The sequence below is a fragment of the Rhodococcus sp. 14-2483-1-1 genome, from assembly GCF_002259335.1.
Lineage (GTDB): Bacteria > Actinomycetota > Actinomycetes > Mycobacteriales > Mycobacteriaceae > Rhodococcoides.
Genome location: NZ_NPFX01000010.1, coordinates 18,064 through 36,247, shown reverse-complemented (window position 1 = coordinate 36,247; position 18,184 = coordinate 18,064). Strand labels below are relative to the sequence as shown.

Below are 18,184 nucleotides of genomic sequence, written 5' to 3'. Positions count from 1 at the left end.
GGGATGGCATGTACGGTTGTGAACACACAGCGCGGGGTGGAGCAGCTCGGTAGCTCGCTGGGCTCATAACCCAGAGGTCGCAGGTTCAAATCCTGTCCCCGCTACTACGTACGTCAGGCCCGACACATCGTGTCGGGCCTGACGTGTTTCGTACGTATCAGGGTTGCAGTCTGAACTGCACGACGGCCGTGACGTTCTCGATGGCGTCGTCGAGTGCCGTCTTGCGGGCCCGGGCGTCCGGTGCCGACAGAATGTCGAGGCGATCGGACTGACCCATCGGAATCAGTGCAGCCAGCGACCAGATTTTCTCGGCGGCCGAGATCGGCAGGCTCAGAAAGTCCGGAAAGCCCGGAGTGGCAATGTTTTCGGTGGATTCGAGTCGGCCGATGAGCTCGTACAGATCCTCGACCCGCGCCCAGGTGGTGTCGAATTCGGTATCGGCGATCACCGACTCGGCGTCCTCGTCGTCCCACGGTCGAACGTCTGCCAAGGGGTAGGGATCGTCGGGCAGCCAGGCGTCGATCCGGATCCGTTCGCCGCCGACGCACTCGAGTAGGTACCTGCCGTCACCGGTGGCCTCGTGTCCGATGATGTGCGCAACCGTCGCCACGTCGTGCCGAACGTCGCCGCCCCCGGCCTCGTGGCCACGCGCGATGAGCACAACGCCGAAGCTCGGGTCGTCCTGCTTCAGACAGTCTTGTACCAGCGCCTGGTAGCGAGGCTCGAAAATGTGCAGCGGTAGACGTTCGCCGGGAAGCAGCACGCTCCCGAGCGGGAACATCGGGATGACACTCACGGGCGTTGCAGCGGCATGACTGCCGGAGTGATGTCTTCACGCGCGTCGGTCCCTGCCGCGACGTCCTTCCCCTGCCCGTTCGAGTCCAGGAACTCGTCCAGAAGTCGGAAGAAGAAATCGGGCTCGTCGAGCTGCGGAAAGTGGCCGGCATCGGGGAAGATCTCGACGCGGCTGTTGGGCACCTCGCGTCGGATGTTGTCCGCGTGTTTGGCGGGAATCATGCGATCTTTACCGCCCCAGACGAGCAGAGACGGGATCGACTCGAACTTCTCGAAATGCTGCTTGGCGCTCACGGTCTGACCGCGCGGGCCGACCACTGCTCGCGTCGACGCCAGAAAGGCCTCGCGAGTGGAGCGGTCGGCGACCGACCGGAACGATCGCCAGGTCTCGGCCATGCTCGGACCGGGCTTGACCGGAAGGCCCCACTTGCCCAGCTGTGACAGTGCGCCCTCGGCGTTCTTGCGGAACCAATCGGACGCAAGCAGCGGCAGTACCAACTCGCTACCGGGCAGCGTCGCGGCCTTGAGCAGGAGGCTCACTTCGGGGCCGAGGCCGCCACTGCTGACCAGAGCGAGGCGATCGACCCGTTCGGGGAAGAGATACGTCAGCTGCATGATGATGCCGCCGCCGAGGGAGTGACCGACCAGGGGAGCGGAGTCGATCTCCAGGTGATCCATCAGATCGCGAATGGTGGCCGAGTGCGAGCTCAGCGAGTAGTCACCGGTCGGCTTGTCGGACTCGCCGTGCCCGAACAGGTCCGGCGCGATCACCCGGTACTTGTGCGCGAGGCGCTCGAGCTGGGGGGCCCACGATTGATGCGACCCGAGCAGGCCGTGCACGAGGATCACGGGCGGACCGTCGCCGATGTCGACGTAACGCAGGACGTCCTTGTGTAGTTCCACGGACTGCAATTCGTACGATGAACTCATTGTCGGCCTCCCTGTCGAATAGTTCGGACCTGTCGCGCCTTCTGGCACAAACGTACAAGCTGTACCGCGGTCGCGACAGACCGTCCTACGGGCTGCCGGGCTTCAGTGCCCGCTGCCGACGGTGTCGTCGATGATCTTGGCCAGCTCCTCGGCCATCGGTTCGCTCAGCATGTCACCGTGATCGCCGTTGATGTCGACGAAAGTCAGTTCACCACGAGCAACTGTCTGCCACGACCGGGCATCTTTCACGTTCTCCGCTGTGCGAACCACGGTCATCGAGCCCGACCACGGAGTCGGCACGTGCTTGTTCAACGCCACGTACCCGATGCTTGCGAAGACCAACCATTCCATGGTCGTCGGGTACCGCAGCAACCCGGCGAACTGCATGCGGATCCACAGAGCGGCCGTGCCGAGGCGGCCGAGGTGGAAGCCCGCTTCTTCCCGCGTCTGGGCCGGAGGTGCAGCCGGAACGTCGGTACCGCCGGGCAGCTTGTCCAGCAGATGCCGAAACAGCCGGGTGTCCAACAGAAGCAGGTGCGGAGATCCGAGACCACAGTCTCGGATTCTCTCGGCCATCGCGATGGCGATCCACCCGCCGAGCGAATGGCCGACCAGATGGAACGGTCCCTCGGGCTGGACGGTGCGTATCGCGTCGACGTATCGCCTCGCGGTTCGCCGGATGGTGCGGTCCGGTCGTCCGCGCTTACCCCGGCCGTGCGCCTGCAATGCGTACACCGGATGGTCGTCGTCGATGTGCTTGACGAGTTTGAGGAATGCCATCGCGCCGACGCCGGCTCCGCCGATCAGGAAGATCGGTGCCTTGCTGCCCTCGGTGCGCAGGGGCACCAGCACGTCGTGTTCGCCCGACGTGCGTCGACGAACGGTGGCCGCGTCTCGCAGGCGGGCATCGACCGTCGTTGCGAGCGTTCGAACGGTCGTCGCCGCGAACACGTCCTCCGCCGTGAGATCGACCTTCAACGTGTCCCGCAGTTGGGCCAGCATCGCCGTTGTCGTCAGCGAGTTACCGCCGAGAGCCAGGAAGTCCTCGTCTCGGCCGATGGAGTCCAGGCCGATGGCAGCCCGGGCAGCCTCGGCGACGATGTATTCGGTGGGCCCGGCCGCTGTTCGCTCGACCCGCCGATCCGCAGGCTCGGGCAATGCCCTGCGATCGAGCTTGCCGCGTTCGTTGCGCGGCATCGCGTCGAGCGCAACTATGTGCGTGGGCACCATCCATTCCGGCAAGGTCCGGCGCAGCGACGCTCTGATCTCGCCGACGGAGGGCCGCTTGGCCGATCCCGCCGAGCACACGTAGGCCACCAGGTCGGTGTCGGTACCCGAGTGTCTGCCGATCACCGCGGCCTCGTCGATCTCCGGCATGGCTCGCAGGGCTGCCTCGATCTCGGCCGGCTCGACCAGGTAGCCGCGAACCTTGACGGCGTCGTCGATGCGTCCGGCCAGATGCAGCGTCCCGTGTTCGTCCAGACGCCCCAGATCGCCGGTTCGGTACCGGAACAGGCCACCGTCGAGGGCGGCGAATCGTTCGGAATCCAGACCGGCATCGCCGAGGTAACCGTCGGCCAGGCAGGTGGACGTGACTCGGACTTCGCCGATCGCGTCGGGCACACACACCGAGCCGTCGGTGGCGACGACCTCTACGAGCTTGCCGGGGATGGGCCTTCCGGCCGGTAGGAAGCCGGACGGCAGCGTTCGCTCCGGAGGGAACTCGCTGTAGGCGACGGCACCCGCCTCCGTGGTCGCGTACCAGTTCACCACCGTGGCTCGCCCGTCGAACATTTGCCTGAAATTGTCGACGTCGTCGGAATGCAGGGACTCCCCGTACGTGGTGACCACGCGCAGACTGGGCACGGCAGCGTGCCCGTGGTCGGCTGCCGCGATCGTGCGCAGAAGTGACGAGGAGCAGTGCAGCGTGGTCAGTGACTGTTCGACGATCCATTCGGCGGTGTCGGACGGGACACCCGACCGAGGGTCTCGGCAGTGGACCGCGGCACCGCTGAGCAGCCCTGCGAAGAGCGTGTTCAACCCGGCACCGAAACTGACCGGCAGCGAATTTCCGATGCGATCGTGCGGGCCGACCGACAACGCGGTGGCGACCTCGTATGCCTTGGTCAGACACATGCGATGGCTGAGGATCACGCCCTTGGCGGTGCCTGTCGATCCCGAGGTGTAGTTGATCACCGCGGTGTGATCACCCGACAGTGTCGGTAGCGGCACGCAGGAATCCACGGTCTCGGCAACGGTGGAAGCGTCGATCGCCGTCGCACCGGCTCGGTCGATGATCGTGGCGCGTCGCTCGGCGGGAAGCATGGGATCGAGGGGCACGAGAGGGTGACCGGAGGCGACGACGGCCAGCATCAGCACGATCGAGATCGGAGTGTCGTCGGTATCGACGGCAAGCGGCCGAGAGTCCCCGGGGAAGAGGGTGGCGATCTTCCGGGCCTGCGAGTATGCGCGGTGCAGCAGTTCGTCGAAGGTGAGCGAGGTTCCGCCTACGGAGAGTGCAACGGCGTCCGGCAGGACGTGAGCGACTTCCCGGTAGCGCGCCATCAGCGTGTCGCGGCTCTCGGGCCGGCACAGTGGAGCCAGTGCGGGACGGGTGGGTGCATCGATGTCTTGAACCGACATGATTCTCCTTGCACGAGCCCGACCCGTGATGTCAGAGTTGGTTTGCGGACTGCAAACCTACTTGAAGACTGTTTTACCGTCTCAAAGGTAGACGTGCATCACCTTTCGGCGCAAGCCAAAAACCGGACATTTCACAACAAATAGGTGTCGTTGCGAAATGCCCGGTCGGGTTCGGGAGTATTCGGGAGTGCTAGAGGTCTGCGATCGCCTCCAGAGGCTTCGTGCGAGCCGCCCGCACAGCAGGCCACAGTGCGGCCAGAACTCCTACGACGGCGGATCCCACCAACATGGACGCCACCTGACCCCAGGGGACGGTCATGGTTCCCAGGCCCTCGTCGCGCAGGGTCTGCACGAATCCCCAGCCGAAGGCGATGCCGAGGACGACGCCCACGATCGCGCCGAACAGCGCGATGAGCAACGACTCGAGGTAGATGATCCGGCGAACCTGTGGACGTTGCATGCCGATGGCCCGCAGCATCCCGATTTCTCGCCGACGCTCCACGACGGACAGGGCCAGCGTGTTGACGATGCCGAGCACGGCGATGACGACGGCCAGTGCCAACAATCCGTACAGCACCGCGAGCAGGGTGTCGATCTGTTGTCCCTGGCTGCCCTTGAACTCTTCGACGTCCTGAACCTGAACGACGACGAACGGCTTGGTGGCGGCCTCGAGGTCGGTGCGAAGCGTCCCGAGATCGGTCCCCGGCACCGCCTTGACGAGCACCAGAAGATCCGACCGAGTGATGGACGGCGTCACTTTCTGATAGATGTCGCCCGAGACGATCCAGTTTCCGATCAGCGGATTGTCGGTGAACACCCCGGTGACGGTGACCGGCACCGAAGCCCCGTCGACGGTGTCGAAGGTGACCTGGGTGCCCACCGTCCATCCGCGGCCGGCGGCCTCGGTTTCCGATACCGAGAAGCCGTTGCTGTCGAGGTCTGCGGTGCCCTGGACCATCGACAGATCGAGCAGGCCTTCCGGCGAACCGTCGATGGCTGCTCCGTACTCCTCCTGGCCGGCGATCGTGACGAACACCGGGTGCAGAACTGCGGTTCGGTCGACGCCGTTCACCTGTTGCGCTGCTGTGGTGGCACCGGTCGGAACGCCGATCGACTGGGGGCCCGAGAGGATGTAGTCGGCCTCCACACCGGTGTCGACGAGCGAATCGACGCTGGCTTTCGCAGTGGACCCCAGTACGCCGATGACGGTGACGAGCATGAGGCCGAGCATCAGAGCGAAGGCGGTGGCCGCGGTGCGACGCGGGTTGCGCACGGAGTTGGTCCTTGCCAGCCGTCCGATCGCTCCGAACGGACGGGTGATGACGGCACCGAGTGCACCGACGATGGGCCGCGACAGGGACGGCGCGGCCAGTGCGGTGGCGACGATGAGTGCGACCGCACCTGCCCCGACCGTCGCGGCCGCGGCTCCGCCGGTCGATTGTGCGCCGATGACCAGTGCAGCCGCGCCGGCGATTCCCAGCCCGACGCCCACGAACGTCCGAGTGCGCAGGGTGTCGCCGGCCGAGGCGAACTCCTCGCGCATCGCGGCGACCGGCGGAATCTTGGCCGCTCGACGCGCCGGTGCGTATGCGCTCAGGACGGTGACGATGATGCCGACCGCGAAGGCGACGGCGACGGTTCGGGGTTCGAGTGCCAGTGGCCCCGACGGCAATCCCAGATCGAAGGCGTTGAGCAGTGCGCGCAGGCCGTAGGCCAGCCCGACTCCGCCCGCGAAGCCGAGGATGCTGCCGATGACGCCGACGACGAGTGCTTCGAGTACCACCGAGCGGCTGACCTGGCCGCGGCTGGCCCCGATGGCCCGCAGCAGCGCCAGCTCACGGACTCGCTGGGCAACGATCATCGAGAACGTGTTGTAGATGATGAAGGTGCCGACGAGCAGTGCGATTCCGCCGAAGGCGAGCAGGAAGTAATTGATGAACGACAGGGCCGACTCCACCTCGGCCTGGGTCTCTTCCTGTACGTCCGCGGCCGTCTGCACCTTCAGGCCGGGGAGCGCCGCGGAAATCTCGTCCCGCAGATCGCTCTGCGTGAGCCCCTGTGCGGTGAGATCGTTACCCGCGACGTCGATGTACTGCACGTGGGCCCCGTCGGTGAACAACTCGTTCGCCTGGCTCTGGACGAACTGGATTCCGATGTAGCCGCCGGATTCTGTTGCAGTGGAATAGATTCCGGAAATCGTGATATCGGTGATGCCCTTGGACGGCACGAGCACCTGGGTGGCGTCGCCCACTTTCAACCCGGCGCGCTCGGCACCGCCGGCATTGATCGCGACCTGCCCGGGAGCGGTGGGAGCCGAGCCGTCGACGAAGGTCGTCGGATCGCCCAGTCGTTGGTCTTCCGGTAGGTAGGACTCGCCGATGGTCGGCGCCCCACCGGATTGCACGGCGGCACCGTCGGAGCCGAGCAGTACGAGCTGTCCGCCGACGTACGGCGACACGGCGCGCACGTTCGGCAGGGCCGAGATCGCGGCGATGTCCTCGTTGGGCACCCCGCTCGAGCGCGCGTCCTCCGGGCTCACTCGGACGTCTGCGCCTTGCGCAGTATCGGCGAACAACGAGGAGAAGGTGCGCTGGAGGGTGTCGGTGAAGACGAACGAACCCGCGACGAACGCGGTGCCCAGGACCACGGACAGAACCGTCAGTGCCAACCGAACCTTGTGTGCTGCAAGGTTTCTCAGTGACACCTTGCGCATCGGATTGCCCGCCGACTTTTGTCGTGGAGGCTTGTTGGAGACAGAATGCGCCATTATCGGACCGTCTCCAGCTTCTTCATCCGCTCGAGTACGGCGTCGGCCGTGGGCGAGTTCAGCTGATCGATGACGGCACCGTCGGCGAGAAACACGACGCGGTCCGCATAGCTGGCCGCGCGTGGATCGTGGGTGACGATGACGACGGTCTGGTCGAATTCGTCTGCGGCAGTGCGCAGAATCGACAGGACCTCGCCGGAGGAACGGGAATCCAGGTTGCCGGTGGGCTCGTCGCCGAACACGATGTCGGGTCGGCCGGCGAGCGCGCGGGCGCACGCCACTCTCTGTTGCTGCCCGCCCGAGAGTTCGCTGGGTCGGTGATCGAGGCGATCGCGGAGGCCGAGTCGGTCGACGACGGTGTCGAGCCACCCCTGATCCGGGGCGCGGCCCGCGATGTCGAGTGGCAGGGTGATGTTCTCCAGCGCGGTCAGTGTGGGCACCAGATTGAATGCCTGGAACACGAATCCGATTCGGTCCCTGCGCAATCCGGTCATCTCCTTGTCGGAGAGCGCCGTCAGCTCGGTGTCTCCGATGGTCACCGTGCCCGACGACGCGGTGTCCAATCCGGCCAGGCAATGCATGAGGGTGGACTTGCCCGAACCCGACGGGCCCATGATGGCGGTGAATTCTCCGCGAGCGAACTCGACGCTCACCCCGGACAGTGCGTGCACCTGGGTGTCCCCGGAACCGTAGACCTTCGATACGTCGACCGCGCGCGCGGCAATGTCGCTCATACGCTCCAGTGTTTCAGTGTTCTGCGCCGGTTGCTATCAGGGGAGACCCTGAACACGACCCCTATGATGGACGTCATGCGCATCGGAGCACACGTCCGCGACAGCACCGACCCTCTCGGTACCGCCGAGGCGCTCGGTGTCGATCTCGTCCAGATGTTTCTCACCGATCCGCAGAAGTGGAACAAGCTCGAACCACACCCGCAGGGCGAGGCTCTGTTGACCGGCTCGGTCGATGTGGTGGTGCACTCGTCGTACGTGCTCAACGTCGCGAGCTTGAACAATCGGATTCGTATCCCGTCCAGGAAGGCCGTCGTCGAGCAGGCGGCTGCTGCAGCCGAGATCGGGGCCATCGGGTTGGTCGTCCACGGCGGCCACGTCCGCGAGGGCGAGGACACCGCCAAGGGAATCGACAACTGGCGCAAGCTCTTCGAGCGTCAGGCCGAGCAGGGCGGCTTTGCGGTGCCGATCTTCGTCGAGAACACCGCGGGTGGGGATTCGGCGATGGCGCGTCACTTCGACGACATCGCCCGGCTCTGGGATGCGATCGGCGAGTTCGGTGCCGGCTTCTGCCTCGACACCTGCCATGCGTGGGCCGGGGGCGAGGATCTCGTCGACGTCGTCGACCGCATCAAGGCCATCACCGGACGAATCGATCTGGTGCACCTGAACAACTCGCGCGACGAGTTCGACTCGGCCAGGGACCGACACGCGAACCTCGGCACCGGAACCATCGACGCCGAAATCCTGACTGCCGTCGCATTGGCCGCCGACGCGCCGGTGATTCTCGAGACACCGCCCGAGGGCATCGAGGACGACGTCAGGCTGCTGAAGAGCCTGTAGCGGCGGTTGCCATCGTTGTCAGGTGGTGGACGGCTACCCACCAGAGTCGGATCAGCTCGTCGACTCCCTGCAGTTCGCCGGCCCAGCTGACCCGTGCCGCCGCGGTACCGGCGTCCGTGACGGTAATCCTGACATCGATCGCGTACCCGTCCTTCGGCTCCGTCGATGTGTGGTCACGCACGATGATCTGCGCCCCGGCACGTGAGGCGAGCGCGGGATAGTTACGGGTGAGCGCGTAGTCGCGGCCGCCGTTCGGCACCGAGTCCAGTTTCCTCGCGACATCGTCGACGAGGTTCTTGCCGTGCGCCGGCACGGCGAGCGCGTCGGTGTGGACGGCGGGGAGGCGAACCGGGTGCACCGCGTTCGTGGCGTCGAGGTCCAGATCCACCAGGACGCCGGCCGACGAGCCACGCCGATTGTTCCTCTGCCACGTACACACCGCCGACCCGAGCGCCGCGAGCAGCAGGGCATGGGGTCGGTGATGGCTCTGGGGCAGTTCGAGCGTCACCGAAGCCTGCTCGGAACGACCCGATGCCGATCGGGCGTCGAGCAGAGGCCTCTCGGCGGGGGTCAGGACGGCAACCCAGTACGGAACCTGTTCGGCGACCTCGGTGCACAGGGTGCGTCCGAGCTGAGCTGGGCTGATGGTCTCCCCGCCTGAGAGACCCTGTCGTGCGACTCTCAGCGGTGCGAACACGGTCACGCCGACGAACCCCACTTCCGGTGCAGATTGTCCTAGCCTTACCTAATTGTCTCAGGCTAGCTCGAGCCGGAATCGGGTGCCAGCACACCCCGGTGCGGATCGGTGGCGCGCAGCATCGGAATGCCAGGGGAGACCGGCAGGGTTCCGGTCTCCAGGTCGTCGAGCAGCCCTTCGGACCAGGCCAACAAGCCGCTGACGTCGACACTGTGCGGTGGGTCGGCTTCGAAGCCGATCAAGCGATCGTGTCCCTGTCGAAGCAGCGACGCGGCACCGATGCGGTTACCGCGCAAGAGGTGCGTCAGCCCGACGGCGAGTTGGGCGAGACCCTGCCACAACGGACGCTCGTCGGTCGGGCAGCTCTTCCACGTGCCCTCGAGTACTTCGTGTGCGTGGAACGGCATGTTCGCATCGAGGAATTTCTGCGCCTCGACGAGAGCTGCGCCGGGCGGAAGTCGTACGTCGTCGGGCACGCGTGGGATTCCGCTTCCGCCGCGGGCGAGTGGCCGCCCGAGACCGTCGCGAGGCCTGGCATTGAGAGGTTTACCGCGCGCATCGCGCTCGCGTTCGGTCATGGCGGTCACCCTAGTGGGTAGGCGCTGCTCCCTCGGCAGGTTGCCGCGCGGACGACCGCGCGGTGATGACGCCCAGGGCGATCAGTGCTGCAGCGGACGTCACGACCATCGTTGTGGACACTGCCACCGCATCGTTTCCGAGTGCGCCGACGATGGGCGCGACGATGGCACCGAGACCGAACTGCGCAGCTCCGAGAAGTGCGGCAGCACCACCAGCGGCCTCGCCGTGCCGGGACAGGGCGAGTGCAGGCGCGTTGGGCATCACGAATCCGACGGCCCCCAGCACGAACCACAGGGGGACGACGAATCCCGCCATACCGCCGGTCCCGGTCACCGCCAACGCCACCATGACTCCGCCGGCGACGACGCCGAACGACAGTGCCGACAGGACGATCTGTACCGGTGCGAAGCGTCCGAGCAGCAGGACGTTGAGCTGGGATGCACCGATCAGCGAAATCGCGCCTGCAGCGAAGACGATCGCGAACTGCTGCTCGTCGAGGCCGAACTCCTCCTGCAGCACGAACGAAGACCCGGCCACGTAGGCGAACAGCGACGACATCGCCAGTGCGGCGACCAGGACGAGTACGACGAACTGGGCATCACGCAGCAGCGAGCGGTAGGTACGCAACACCGGCATGACGCCACTGGCCCGACGACGCTCGGGTGGCAGGGTCTCGCGCAGCGACACGATCGCCAACGTCAACAGGCCGACGCCCAGGATCGCCAGCGCAGCGAAGACGAGACGCCATGATCCGACCAGCAGCACGGCACCGCCGAGCGACGGAGCCAGCACGGGCGCGACGCCCATGACGAGCATCAGACGCGACAGCACGGTGGCGGCAGCGCGGCCGGTGAACAGATCGCGCACGATGGCCATCGCCACTACCGCTGCCGCCGCAGCTCCGAGACCCTGCACGACGCGTAAGCCACCGAGCACGGCGATGTTCGGGGCCACGATGCAGGCCACGGAAGCGAGGATGTGCACGCCGGTACCGACGATCAGGGGAAGCCGTCGCCCGACGATGTCCGACAGCGGACCGATGACGAGTTGGCCGAGGGCGAGCCCGACCAACGTGCCGGCGAGCGTGAGCTGCACGGCGGACGACGGAGTGTTCAGGTCGTCGGCGATGGCTGGTAGAGCCGGCAGGTACATGTCGATGGTCAGCGGACCGAGGGCGATGAGCGCGCCGAGTACGAGGATCACCCGCAGGCGCTCCCGCGACGTCGGCTCGCTCACCGGAGCCGAGATGTCGGTCACCGGTGTGTTGGTTACGACTGTGTCCGTAGAAGACGTGTTCGATGCTGGGGCCACCCGAAGGTCAGCAACCGGGGAACTCGTTCTGTTCCCGGTTGCTGACCACAACTTTCGTGTTCTATGCCACGGCGTCGGACAGAACCGTCAGTTTCTCGACTTCCTGACTGGTCAAAGCCAAGGCCGGTGCGTCGAGCAGGGCGGGCAGCTGAGAAATCTTGCTCGCACTGGCAATGGGCGCCGTGATGCCCGGACGAGCCAGCAGCCAGGCCAGAGCAACGCTCGAAATCTCCGCGGATCGCGATTCGGCGATCTCACGCAGGCCCTGCACCACATCGAGCCCGGCATCGGAGAAGTATCCCGTGGTCAGCCGCTCGCGCTGTTTGCCGGCCAGGTCCTCGCGGGTGCGGTACTTGCCCGTCAGGAATCCGGCGGCGAGGGAGAAGTAGGGAAACACGCCGAGGTCGTGATCGACGGCCAGCTTCTGCAGTTCGCCCTCGTAGTCGCGGCGGGCGACCAGGTTGTAGTGCGGTTGCAGCGCGATCGGAGCGGCGAACCCGTTCTCCTTCGCCAGTTCGAGCCACTCGCGCACCCGCGCCGGGGTGTAGTTCGAGATGGCGACATAGCGAACCTTGCCTGCCGTGACCAATTCGTCGAACGCGGCGAGGGACTCCACCAGCGGGGTCTTGTCGTCGTCGTAGTGCGCGTAGTAGACGTCGATGCGGTCGGTCTGCAACCGAGTCAACGACGCGTCGGCGGCCGCTCGGATGTTGTCCGGGGCCAGCCCGCGAAAGTCGGGATGCTGGCTGACCTTGGTGGCGATGACCACGTCGTCGCGGTTGCCACGAGCGTGAGTCCACTTGCCGATGATCGTCTCCGACTCGCCGCCGGAGTTGCCGTCGGCAAAGGCCGAGTACGAGTCGGCGGTATCGACGAAGTTGCCTCCGCCGGCGGTGAAGGCGTCGAGAATCTCGAAGGACGCAGCCTCGTCGCTGGTCCAGCCGAAGGTGTTCCCGCCGAGGGCGAGCGGAAAGATGTCGAGGTCGGACGTGCCGATGGCAACCACGAAGTACTCCTTACGTTGGCGAACAACTCGACTGTACGAGCAGCCGAGGGCTCAGTGCCACGTGTGATCCACCAGAGCGGTCCGCGGACCGAACTTCGGCTTGGTGGCCTTCCCGCTCAGATACAGCAAGCGAATTGCGCGATGTCGATGCGGAGCCAGGGGCCGCAGGTACTCGACCATTTCGGCGTCGTCGATGGGCCTGCCCAACAGCGACCAACCCACCACCGCAGCCAGGTGATAGTCGCCGACCGACAACGCGTCGGGGTCCCCCAGGGCGCGCTGCGCGGTCTCTGCCGCGGTCCAGATGCCGACGCCCGGGATCGCCCGCAGCCTGCGTTGCGCATCCTCGGGTGTCATCGTCGACGCCTCCTCCAGGCGTCCGGCCGCCTGCGCGGCGCGAACGATGGTCTTCGACCGGGCCGGGTCGACGTTGGCGCGGTGGTATTCCCATGAGGGGATACGACGCCACACGTCGGGTGTGGGGAAGACGAACATCGGCTTGGGAGTCGGCCCCGGTGCGCTCTCGCCGAACTTGCTCACCAGATACCGCCACGAACCGAACGCCGAAATGCCGTGTACACGTTGCTCGATGATCGCCGGGATCAACGCCTCGAGAACCAGGTCGGTTCGGCCGAGACGCAGGTGCGGCAGCTGCCGGTGAGCCTCTCGCAGAATCGAGTGCTCCGGTACGAATGTGCTGGCGTCGTCGCCGTGGCCGAGCAGCGCGGGCACCGCGTCCAGCAGTTCGAGTGCGCCGGGGCCCCATGCTCGGGCCTGGACGCTGGTCGGCGACGCTTGGGTCAGACGGTAGGTCACCGGACCCGAGTTCATCCTCGACGTGCGCCAGATTCCGCCGTCCGGCGTCGACTCGTAGGTGGGATCGCCGCGGCCCCGACGCAACGGCGACAGCGACATCCGCACGTCGAGCCGCTTCTCGGACGTGACGACGCGTACGGTTCCGCTCGACCCGGTGGCGTCGGACATTGCGGTTCGTCACCTCCCGGACTGTCAGGACCAGCGTCGACGGTGTATCTCTGGCAGAGCCCAGTCAACACCTTCGGCGGAGTCGACGGGAAATATCGTGTACCCGGACAAGGAGGACAACCGTGACTCGATCGAGGGCAGCATCGTTCGTCGGGGTCGCATTCGCGTTCGTCGTCGCGATGATGGGCACGACGATGCCGACGCCGCTCTACGCGTTGTACGAGGTCGAATTCGGGTTCTCCGTCTTCGTCGTCACATTGGTGTTCGCCGCGTACGCCGTCGGCGTGCTCGGGGCACTGTTGGCCTTCGGTCGCTGGTCCGATTCGCTCGGTCGGCGTCCGATGTTGCTGGCGGCCATCGCCTTCGGTCTCGTCAGTGCCGTGGTGTTCGTGACCGCGGACTCGCTGACGGCCCTGGTGATCGGGCGCGTGTTGTCCGGTGTCTCCGCCGGGATCTTCGTGGGTACCGCCACGGTGACCCTGCTCGAACTGGTTCCCGACGCGTGGCGTGATCGGGCTCCGGCGATCGCCACAGCCGCCAATATCGGAGGTCTGGGTCTTGGGCCGCTGGTGGCAGGTCTGTTGGTGGAATACCTGCCGCAGCCCTTGCGGCTGACGTTCTTCGTCGACATCGCGCTGCTTCTCGTGGCTGCAGCGGCGGTGTATTTCGCGCCCGAAACCGTCCGAGTCGTCGCCGGTGCGCGTCCGCACGTGCAGCGTCTGTCCGTTCCGGTGGAGGTGCGCGGCACGTTCTTGCGCGCTGCGGTGGGTGGTTTCGCAGGGTTCGCGGTACTGGGATTGTTCACCGCCGTCTCACCCGGATTCATCGCCGGTGTGCTGGGGATCGACAATCACGCCATCACGGGTGCGGTGGTGTTCGCCGTCTTCGCCGCGTCCGCTACCGCCCAGATCACGCTGCGCGCAGCCGATCCCACCTCGGCTCAGCGCTGGGGATGCCTGGTCTTGGTGTTCGGTCTGGTGCTGCTTGCCGCGTCGCTGCTTCTGACGTCTCTGATCGTGTTGGTGTGCGCGGCGCTGCTCTGCGGAATCGGGCAGGGCGTGACGTTCAGCAACGGGATGGCCGCGATCGGTGCGCAGCTTCCGCCGCACCGGCGCGCCGAAGTGACCTCTACCTTCTTCGTCGTGCTCTACGTTGCGATTTCGGTCCCGGTGATCGGAGCCGGGGCTGCGGCGACGGAGTGGGGACTGGTGACTGCGGGTCTGGTGTTCTCGGCGCTGATCGCGGCGCTGGCAGCGGTGGCGTTCGTGCTGCTCACCCTCGACGGCCGAAGGGCCACGGGTACCGGCACGTCGTGACCAGGTTCGCCGAGATCGGTTCTCGGCACAGCGCAGACGGCCGCCAAGTAACTCGATGTTCTCGAGCGAGTCACCCGGAGTTTGTCGGTGGCCCGACGTAGGGTCTGAGACCGTGATCATCGTGAGTACGGACGGCTCGTGTCTGCGTAACCCCGGCGGAGCAATCGGGTGGGCGTGGGTCAATCACACGGGGCCGAGCAACTCCGGTGGTGAGCCCTCGGGCACCAACCAGGTAGCCGAGCTCCGTGCCCTGCTCGAGGCAGTTCTGGCTCACCCCGGCCCCGAACCGCTTTTGATCGAGTCCGATTCTCAGTACGCAATCAAGTGTGCGTCCGAGTGGCTCGCCGGCTGGAAGCGCAAGGGTTGGAAGACGGCGAGCGGCACTCCGGTACGCAACCTCGAGCTCGTGCAGAACATCGAGCGGGCCATCACCGACCGTGAAGGGCCCGTACGGTTCCGATGGGTCCGTGGACACGTCGGCAATCATTTCAACGAAGCAGCCGACGCCTTGGCAGGCGAAGCTGCGCGTGCCATCGCAGCAGCGGGTGCAAACGCCGGATCCAAGCCGGCCGTGACCAAGCCTGCTGGGAGTGCTGCACCGCAGTCCTCGGAGCCGGAGATCGCGACGCTGTTCTGACGGCCGTGCTCGGTAGTCAGCCGCGAGGTTTCATGCGGGCGTTCGGAAGTTCGGGCGCATGGAGCCGCGGCCCGGGATAGCCCTCGACTGTGCCGAACTGGCCATTCTCGGCCTCGTAGGCCGCTCGATACTCGACGACGTCTTCGTGACTGCGGCCGACGAAGTTCCACCACATCACGATCTGCTCGCCGAACGGCGGGCCGCCCAGTAGCAGGAACCGAACCGGCTCCTGCGTCGAATTGTGCAGGTGCAGTTCGTGTTCACCGGGTTCGACATAACCCAGTTCGGCAGCGCTCAGATCGGCGTCGGCCAGGGTCAACGATCCTCGGTCGACGATGATCCCGTGCTCGAACGTCGGGTCGACTTCGAGAGTGACCCGCGCGCCGGCGTCGAGCACCATCTCTGCCCCGAGCAGTGGGGTGTACGTCGACACCGGCGAGGTCTCGCCGAGCACGGTGCCGAGGAACACCCGGGCGGCGAGTCCGGGTGCAGTGACCGGTTCGGGCACGTAGTGCTCGAATGTCGGTGCAACAAAACGGGATACGGCCGGAAGGGCGACCCACAACTGCATGCCGTGCAGGATGTCGGTCTGCGGGGTGGAGACCTCGGAGTGACTGATGCCATGCCCGGCCGTCATCAGGTTCAGTTCGCCGGGCCGGACCATGGCATGCGAACCCACACTGTCGCGGTGCTCGATCTCGCCCGAGAACAGCCAACTGACCGTCTGCAATCCGGTGTGCGGGTGCGGTGCGACATCCATGCGCGAGCGTTCCGGGCCGTAGTGGTCGGCGAAACACCATGCGCCGATGAGGGATCGGTCCTTGTGGGGCAGGGTGCGTCGAACCTTCATGGCGCGGGGACCGCCGAGTGGAACTTCACGAGGGGTGAGGACCTGGATCATGTGTTCTCCCGGATGTCGGTCTGGGCGAGTCTGAGCTTGGTGCACAGACTGTGGAGTGTCTTCAGCTCGTCGGCATTCAAAGCATCGCCGACGTACCGTCTGATGCGGGCGGCGTGTTTCCGTCCGATCGTCGTCTGCACGTGTGCTCCCGCATCGGTCAGGCAGATGACCGTCCCGCGTTTGTCCGACGGATCGGGTTCTCGGGCAACGTAACCCAACGCTGCGAGGCGGTCGCACATCCGACTGAGCGACGGTTGGCTGAGCAGGATCTCGTCGTTGAGTTCGTGCAATCGGAGTCTGTGATTCGGACTGGCACTCAGGGTGAACAACACGTCGTACTCACGCATGCCGATCGGATCCCAGATGTCGTCGGCCGTGAACCGGCGCATCAGGGCGACCTGGGAGCGAAACAGTGCCTCCCAGGCCTCGATCGACAACTCTGTGTCAGACGGCAACAGCTGCTTCTTTCTCCGCCAGCATCGACGCGTGAGTCGGGGGATTCTCCGGAACACCCTCGGGGCGTCGGGCAGCGAATTCCTTCCGCAGTACCGGCACCACGTCCTCGCCCAGGATGTCGAGCTGTTCGAGCACGGTCTTCAACGGCAGACCCGCGTGGTCCATCAGGAACAGTTGACGCTGGTAGTCGCCGAAGTAGTCCGCGAATGCGAGCGTCTTCTCGATCACCTGCTGCGGAGATCCGACCGTCAGCGGCGTCTGCTCGGTGAAGTCCTCCATCGTGGGACCGTGGCCGTAGACGGGTGCGTTGTCGAAATACGGCCGGAACTCGGTCACCGCGTCCTGGCTGTTCTTGCGCATGAAAACCTGACCGCCGAGTCCCACGATGGCCTGGTCGGCACGGCCGTGGCCGTAGTGCTCGTAGCGTTCCCGGTAGAGATCGATGAGCTGGATGTAGTGCTCCTTCGGCCAGAAGATGTTGTTCGCGAAGAAACCGTCACCGTGATACGCGGCGATCTCTGCGATCTCCGGGCTGCGGATCGACCCGTGCCAGACGAACGGCGCAATGCCATCGAGTGGACGCGGCGTCGACGTGAACCCGTCGAGCGGGGTGCGGAAGTTACCCTTCCAGCTCACGACGTCCTCGGTCCACAGTCGTCGGAGCAGCTGGTAGTTCTCCAGCGCCAGCGGAATTCCCTGACCGATGTCCTGGCCGAACCACGGGTAGACCGGACCGGTGTTGCCGCGACCCATGATGAGGTCGACGCGTCCCTCGGAGAGATGCTGGAGCATCGCGTAGTCCTCGGCGATCTTCACGGGGTCGTTGGTGGTGATCAGCGTGGTCGACGTGGACAGAATCAGTTTCTCGGTTCGGGCCGCGATGTAGCCGAGCATCGTTGTGGGCGACGACGGCACGAACGGCGGGTTGTGGTGCTCGCCGGTGGCGAAAACGTCGAGGCCCACTTCTTCGGCATGTTCGGCGATGGTGATCATCGAGCGGATGCGCTCGTGTTCGGTGGGCGTCACACCTGTCGTGGGGTCGGTCGTGACGTCTCCGACAGAGAAAATTCCGAACTGCATGGTGCGCTCCTACCGAACAAAGTTCATGCGTTTGCATCGACTACGTCGTACAACCGGTGCGTGGTCCGGGCTATTCCGTATCGACTACTGGACGAGCGACGCGGTTCCGACGAGCGAACGCACGTCGTACGACTCGGCAGCGCCGTGCTGCTCGGAGGACCCGCCGTGCACGGTGTAGAGCACTGTGTAGGAGGTGAACGTGACGTCTTGGCCGTCATCCGTATCGATGGTGACACGCGGCAGAACGATGAGTAGGTGGGTCCGGTTGCCGTCCGAGAGAGTCTTCACGAGGGTGCGCACCTCGAATCCCAGATCGGAGCGGGTGACGTCCGTGGATTCCAGCGTCTCACCACTGAGGACGAGCTGCGCCGCCCAGACGCCGGCGGATCGATGGGCGTCGACGGTTCCGGTGATGTCGTCGCCACTGAACTCGTAGTGGTTCGCTGCTGTGAAAGGCATGGTCACAGGCTATGCCCGGGCGGGTGAAAAAACTTCGAAAGAATTTCCC

The 18,184-nt window shown here is 65.6% G+C and carries 17 protein-coding genes and 1 tRNA gene; 4 read left to right on the top strand and 14 right to left on the bottom strand.

The window, feature by feature from the left end:
- Nucleotides 1-30: 30 nt before the first annotated feature.
- Nucleotides 31-104 (top strand) — tRNA-Met (locus tag CH294_RS08260).
- Nucleotides 105-157: 53 nt separating this feature from the next.
- Here CH294_RS08260 and CH294_RS08255 read toward each other — a convergent pair.
- The 5 genes from CH294_RS08255 to CH294_RS08235 all read right to left on the bottom strand — a co-directional run bounded on the left by CH294_RS08255 (nucleotide 158) and on the right by CH294_RS08235 (nucleotide 7,869).
- Nucleotides 158-796 carry an LON peptidase substrate-binding domain-containing protein gene (locus CH294_RS08255; protein ID WP_094737613.1) on the bottom strand — a complete coding sequence of 213 codons (639 nt, stop codon included), beginning with the start codon at nucleotides 794-796 and terminating at the stop codon, nucleotides 158-160.
- Entirely contained in the window at nucleotides 793-1,725 is a 933-nt protein-coding gene (locus CH294_RS08250) for an alpha/beta fold hydrolase (protein WP_249305152.1), read from the bottom strand. The genes CH294_RS08255 and CH294_RS08250 overlap by 4 nt, the downstream gene beginning before the upstream one ends.
- Before the next feature lie 102 nt (nucleotides 1,726-1,827).
- Nucleotides 1,828-4,368, bottom strand: coding sequence for an alpha/beta fold hydrolase (locus tag CH294_RS08245; RefSeq protein WP_094737612.1), 2,541 nt, complete (start codon nucleotides 4,366-4,368; stop codon nucleotides 1,828-1,830).
- A 190-nt stretch (nucleotides 4,369-4,558) separates the two neighbouring features.
- Nucleotides 4,559-7,081, bottom strand: a complete 2,523-nt coding sequence (locus tag CH294_RS08240) for an FtsX-like permease family protein (protein ID WP_094737665.1) — start codon at nucleotides 7,079-7,081, stop codon at nucleotides 4,559-4,561.
- 53 nt (nucleotides 7,082-7,134) lie between these two features.
- Nucleotides 7,135-7,869: an ABC transporter ATP-binding protein gene (locus CH294_RS08235; protein WP_032378575.1), complete on the bottom strand. Its 735-nt coding sequence runs from the start codon at nucleotides 7,867-7,869 to the stop codon at nucleotides 7,135-7,137.
- A 75-nt stretch (nucleotides 7,870-7,944) separates the two neighbouring features.
- Between CH294_RS08235 and CH294_RS08230 the strand changes: the two genes are divergently transcribed.
- Nucleotides 7,945-8,709, top strand: coding sequence for a deoxyribonuclease IV (locus CH294_RS08230; protein ID WP_037152447.1), 765 nt, complete (start codon nucleotides 7,945-7,947; stop codon nucleotides 8,707-8,709).
- Here the strand turns inward: CH294_RS08230 and CH294_RS08225 are convergent.
- The 5 genes from CH294_RS08225 to CH294_RS08205 all read right to left on the bottom strand — a co-directional run bounded on the left by CH294_RS08225 (nucleotide 8,687) and on the right by CH294_RS08205 (nucleotide 13,286).
- The gene (locus CH294_RS08225; RefSeq protein ID WP_141216472.1) at nucleotides 8,687-9,412 is read right to left on the bottom strand and encodes a hypothetical protein; all 726 of its coding nucleotides are present in this window, start codon (nucleotides 9,410-9,412) and stop codon (nucleotides 8,687-8,689) included. The genes CH294_RS08230 and CH294_RS08225 overlap by 23 nt on opposite strands.
- Nucleotides 9,413-9,468: 56 nt before the next feature.
- Nucleotides 9,469-9,984: a DUF309 domain-containing protein gene (locus CH294_RS08220; RefSeq protein ID WP_094737664.1), complete on the bottom strand. Its 516-nt coding sequence runs from the start codon at nucleotides 9,982-9,984 to the stop codon at nucleotides 9,469-9,471.
- Between the two features lie 10 nt (nucleotides 9,985-9,994).
- The gene (locus CH294_RS08215) at nucleotides 9,995-11,242 is read right to left on the bottom strand and encodes a multidrug effflux MFS transporter (protein ID WP_094737610.1); all 1,248 of its coding nucleotides are present in this window, start codon (nucleotides 11,240-11,242) and stop codon (nucleotides 9,995-9,997) included.
- A 115-nt stretch (nucleotides 11,243-11,357) separates the two neighbouring features.
- Nucleotides 11,358-12,302, bottom strand: coding sequence for an aldo/keto reductase (locus CH294_RS08210; protein ID WP_094737609.1), 945 nt, complete (start codon nucleotides 12,300-12,302; stop codon nucleotides 11,358-11,360).
- 51 nt (nucleotides 12,303-12,353) lie between these two features.
- On the bottom strand, nucleotides 12,354-13,286 hold the full coding sequence (locus CH294_RS08205) for a DNA-3-methyladenine glycosylase (protein WP_094737608.1): 933 nt from the start codon (nucleotides 13,284-13,286) through the stop codon (nucleotides 12,354-12,356).
- A gap of 122 nt (nucleotides 13,287-13,408) precedes the next feature.
- Between CH294_RS08205 and CH294_RS08200 the strand changes: the two genes are divergently transcribed.
- A complete protein-coding gene (locus CH294_RS08200) occupies nucleotides 13,409-14,602 on the top strand; it encodes an MFS transporter (RefSeq protein WP_037151795.1) in 1,194 nt (397 codons plus the stop codon).
- Between the two features lie 112 nt (nucleotides 14,603-14,714).
- Nucleotides 14,715-15,239: a ribonuclease H gene (locus CH294_RS08195; RefSeq protein ID WP_037151792.1), complete on the top strand. Its 525-nt coding sequence runs from the start codon at nucleotides 14,715-14,717 to the stop codon at nucleotides 15,237-15,239.
- Between the two features lie 16 nt (nucleotides 15,240-15,255).
- Here the strand turns inward: CH294_RS08195 and CH294_RS08190 are convergent, their stop codons facing one another.
- From CH294_RS08190 to CH294_RS08175, 4 genes are all read right to left on the bottom strand, one after another.
- Complete coding sequence (locus tag CH294_RS08190) at nucleotides 15,256-16,140, bottom strand: pirin family protein (protein ID WP_094737607.1); 885 nt, start codon at nucleotides 16,138-16,140, stop codon at nucleotides 15,256-15,258.
- Nucleotides 16,137-16,595 carry a MarR family transcriptional regulator gene (locus CH294_RS08185; RefSeq protein ID WP_170944642.1) on the bottom strand — a complete coding sequence of 153 codons (459 nt, stop codon included), beginning with the start codon at nucleotides 16,593-16,595 and terminating at the stop codon, nucleotides 16,137-16,139. Before CH294_RS08185 ends, CH294_RS08190 begins: the two co-directional genes overlap by 4 nt.
- Nucleotides 16,585-17,676 (bottom strand): LLM class flavin-dependent oxidoreductase, encoded by a 1,092-nt coding sequence (locus CH294_RS08180; protein ID WP_094737606.1) that lies wholly within the window; start codon nucleotides 17,674-17,676, stop codon nucleotides 16,585-16,587. Before CH294_RS08180 ends, CH294_RS08185 begins: the two co-directional genes overlap by 11 nt.
- An 84-nt stretch (nucleotides 17,677-17,760) precedes the next feature.
- Nucleotides 17,761-18,135: a hypothetical protein gene (locus tag CH294_RS08175; protein ID WP_141216471.1), complete on the bottom strand. Its 375-nt coding sequence runs from the start codon at nucleotides 18,133-18,135 to the stop codon at nucleotides 17,761-17,763.
- Nucleotides 18,136-18,184: the final 49 nt, after the last annotated feature.

What these genes read in the sequence shown, in the direction of transcription:
- CH294_RS08250 (WP_249305152.1), bottom strand. Translation starts at nt 1,725, where the DNA reads ATGAGTTCATCGTACGAATTGCAGTCCGTGGAACTACACAAGGACGTC.
- CH294_RS08245 (WP_094737612.1), bottom strand. Translation starts at nt 4,368, where the DNA reads ATGTCGGTTCAAGACATCGATGCACCCACCCGTCCCGCACTGGCTCCA.
- CH294_RS08240 (WP_094737665.1), bottom strand. Translation starts at nt 7,081, where the DNA reads ATGCGCAAGGTGTCACTGAGAAACCTTGCAGCACACAAGGTTCGGTTG.
- CH294_RS08235 (WP_032378575.1), bottom strand. Translation starts at nt 7,869, where the DNA reads ATGAGCGACATTGCCGCGCGCGCGGTCGACGTATCGAAGGTCTACGGT.
- CH294_RS08230 (WP_037152447.1), top strand. Translation starts at nt 7,945, where the DNA reads ATGCGCATCGGAGCACACGTCCGCGACAGCACCGACCCTCTCGGTACC.
- CH294_RS08220 (WP_094737664.1), bottom strand. Translation starts at nt 9,984, where the DNA reads ATGACCGAACGCGAGCGCGATGCGCGCGGTAAACCTCTCAATGCCAGG.
- CH294_RS08205 (WP_094737608.1), bottom strand. Translation starts at nt 13,286, where the DNA reads ATGTCCGACGCCACCGGGTCGAGCGGAACCGTACGCGTCGTCACGTCC.
- CH294_RS08190 (WP_094737607.1), bottom strand. Translation starts at nt 16,140, where the DNA reads ATGATCCAGGTCCTCACCCCTCGTGAAGTTCCACTCGGCGGTCCCCGC.
- CH294_RS08180 (WP_094737606.1), bottom strand. Translation starts at nt 17,676, where the DNA reads ATGCAGTTCGGAATTTTCTCTGTCGGAGACGTCACGACCGACCCCACG.
- CH294_RS08175 (WP_141216471.1), bottom strand. Translation starts at nt 18,135, where the DNA reads ATGCCTTTCACAGCAGCGAACCACTACGAGTTCAGTGGCGACGACATC.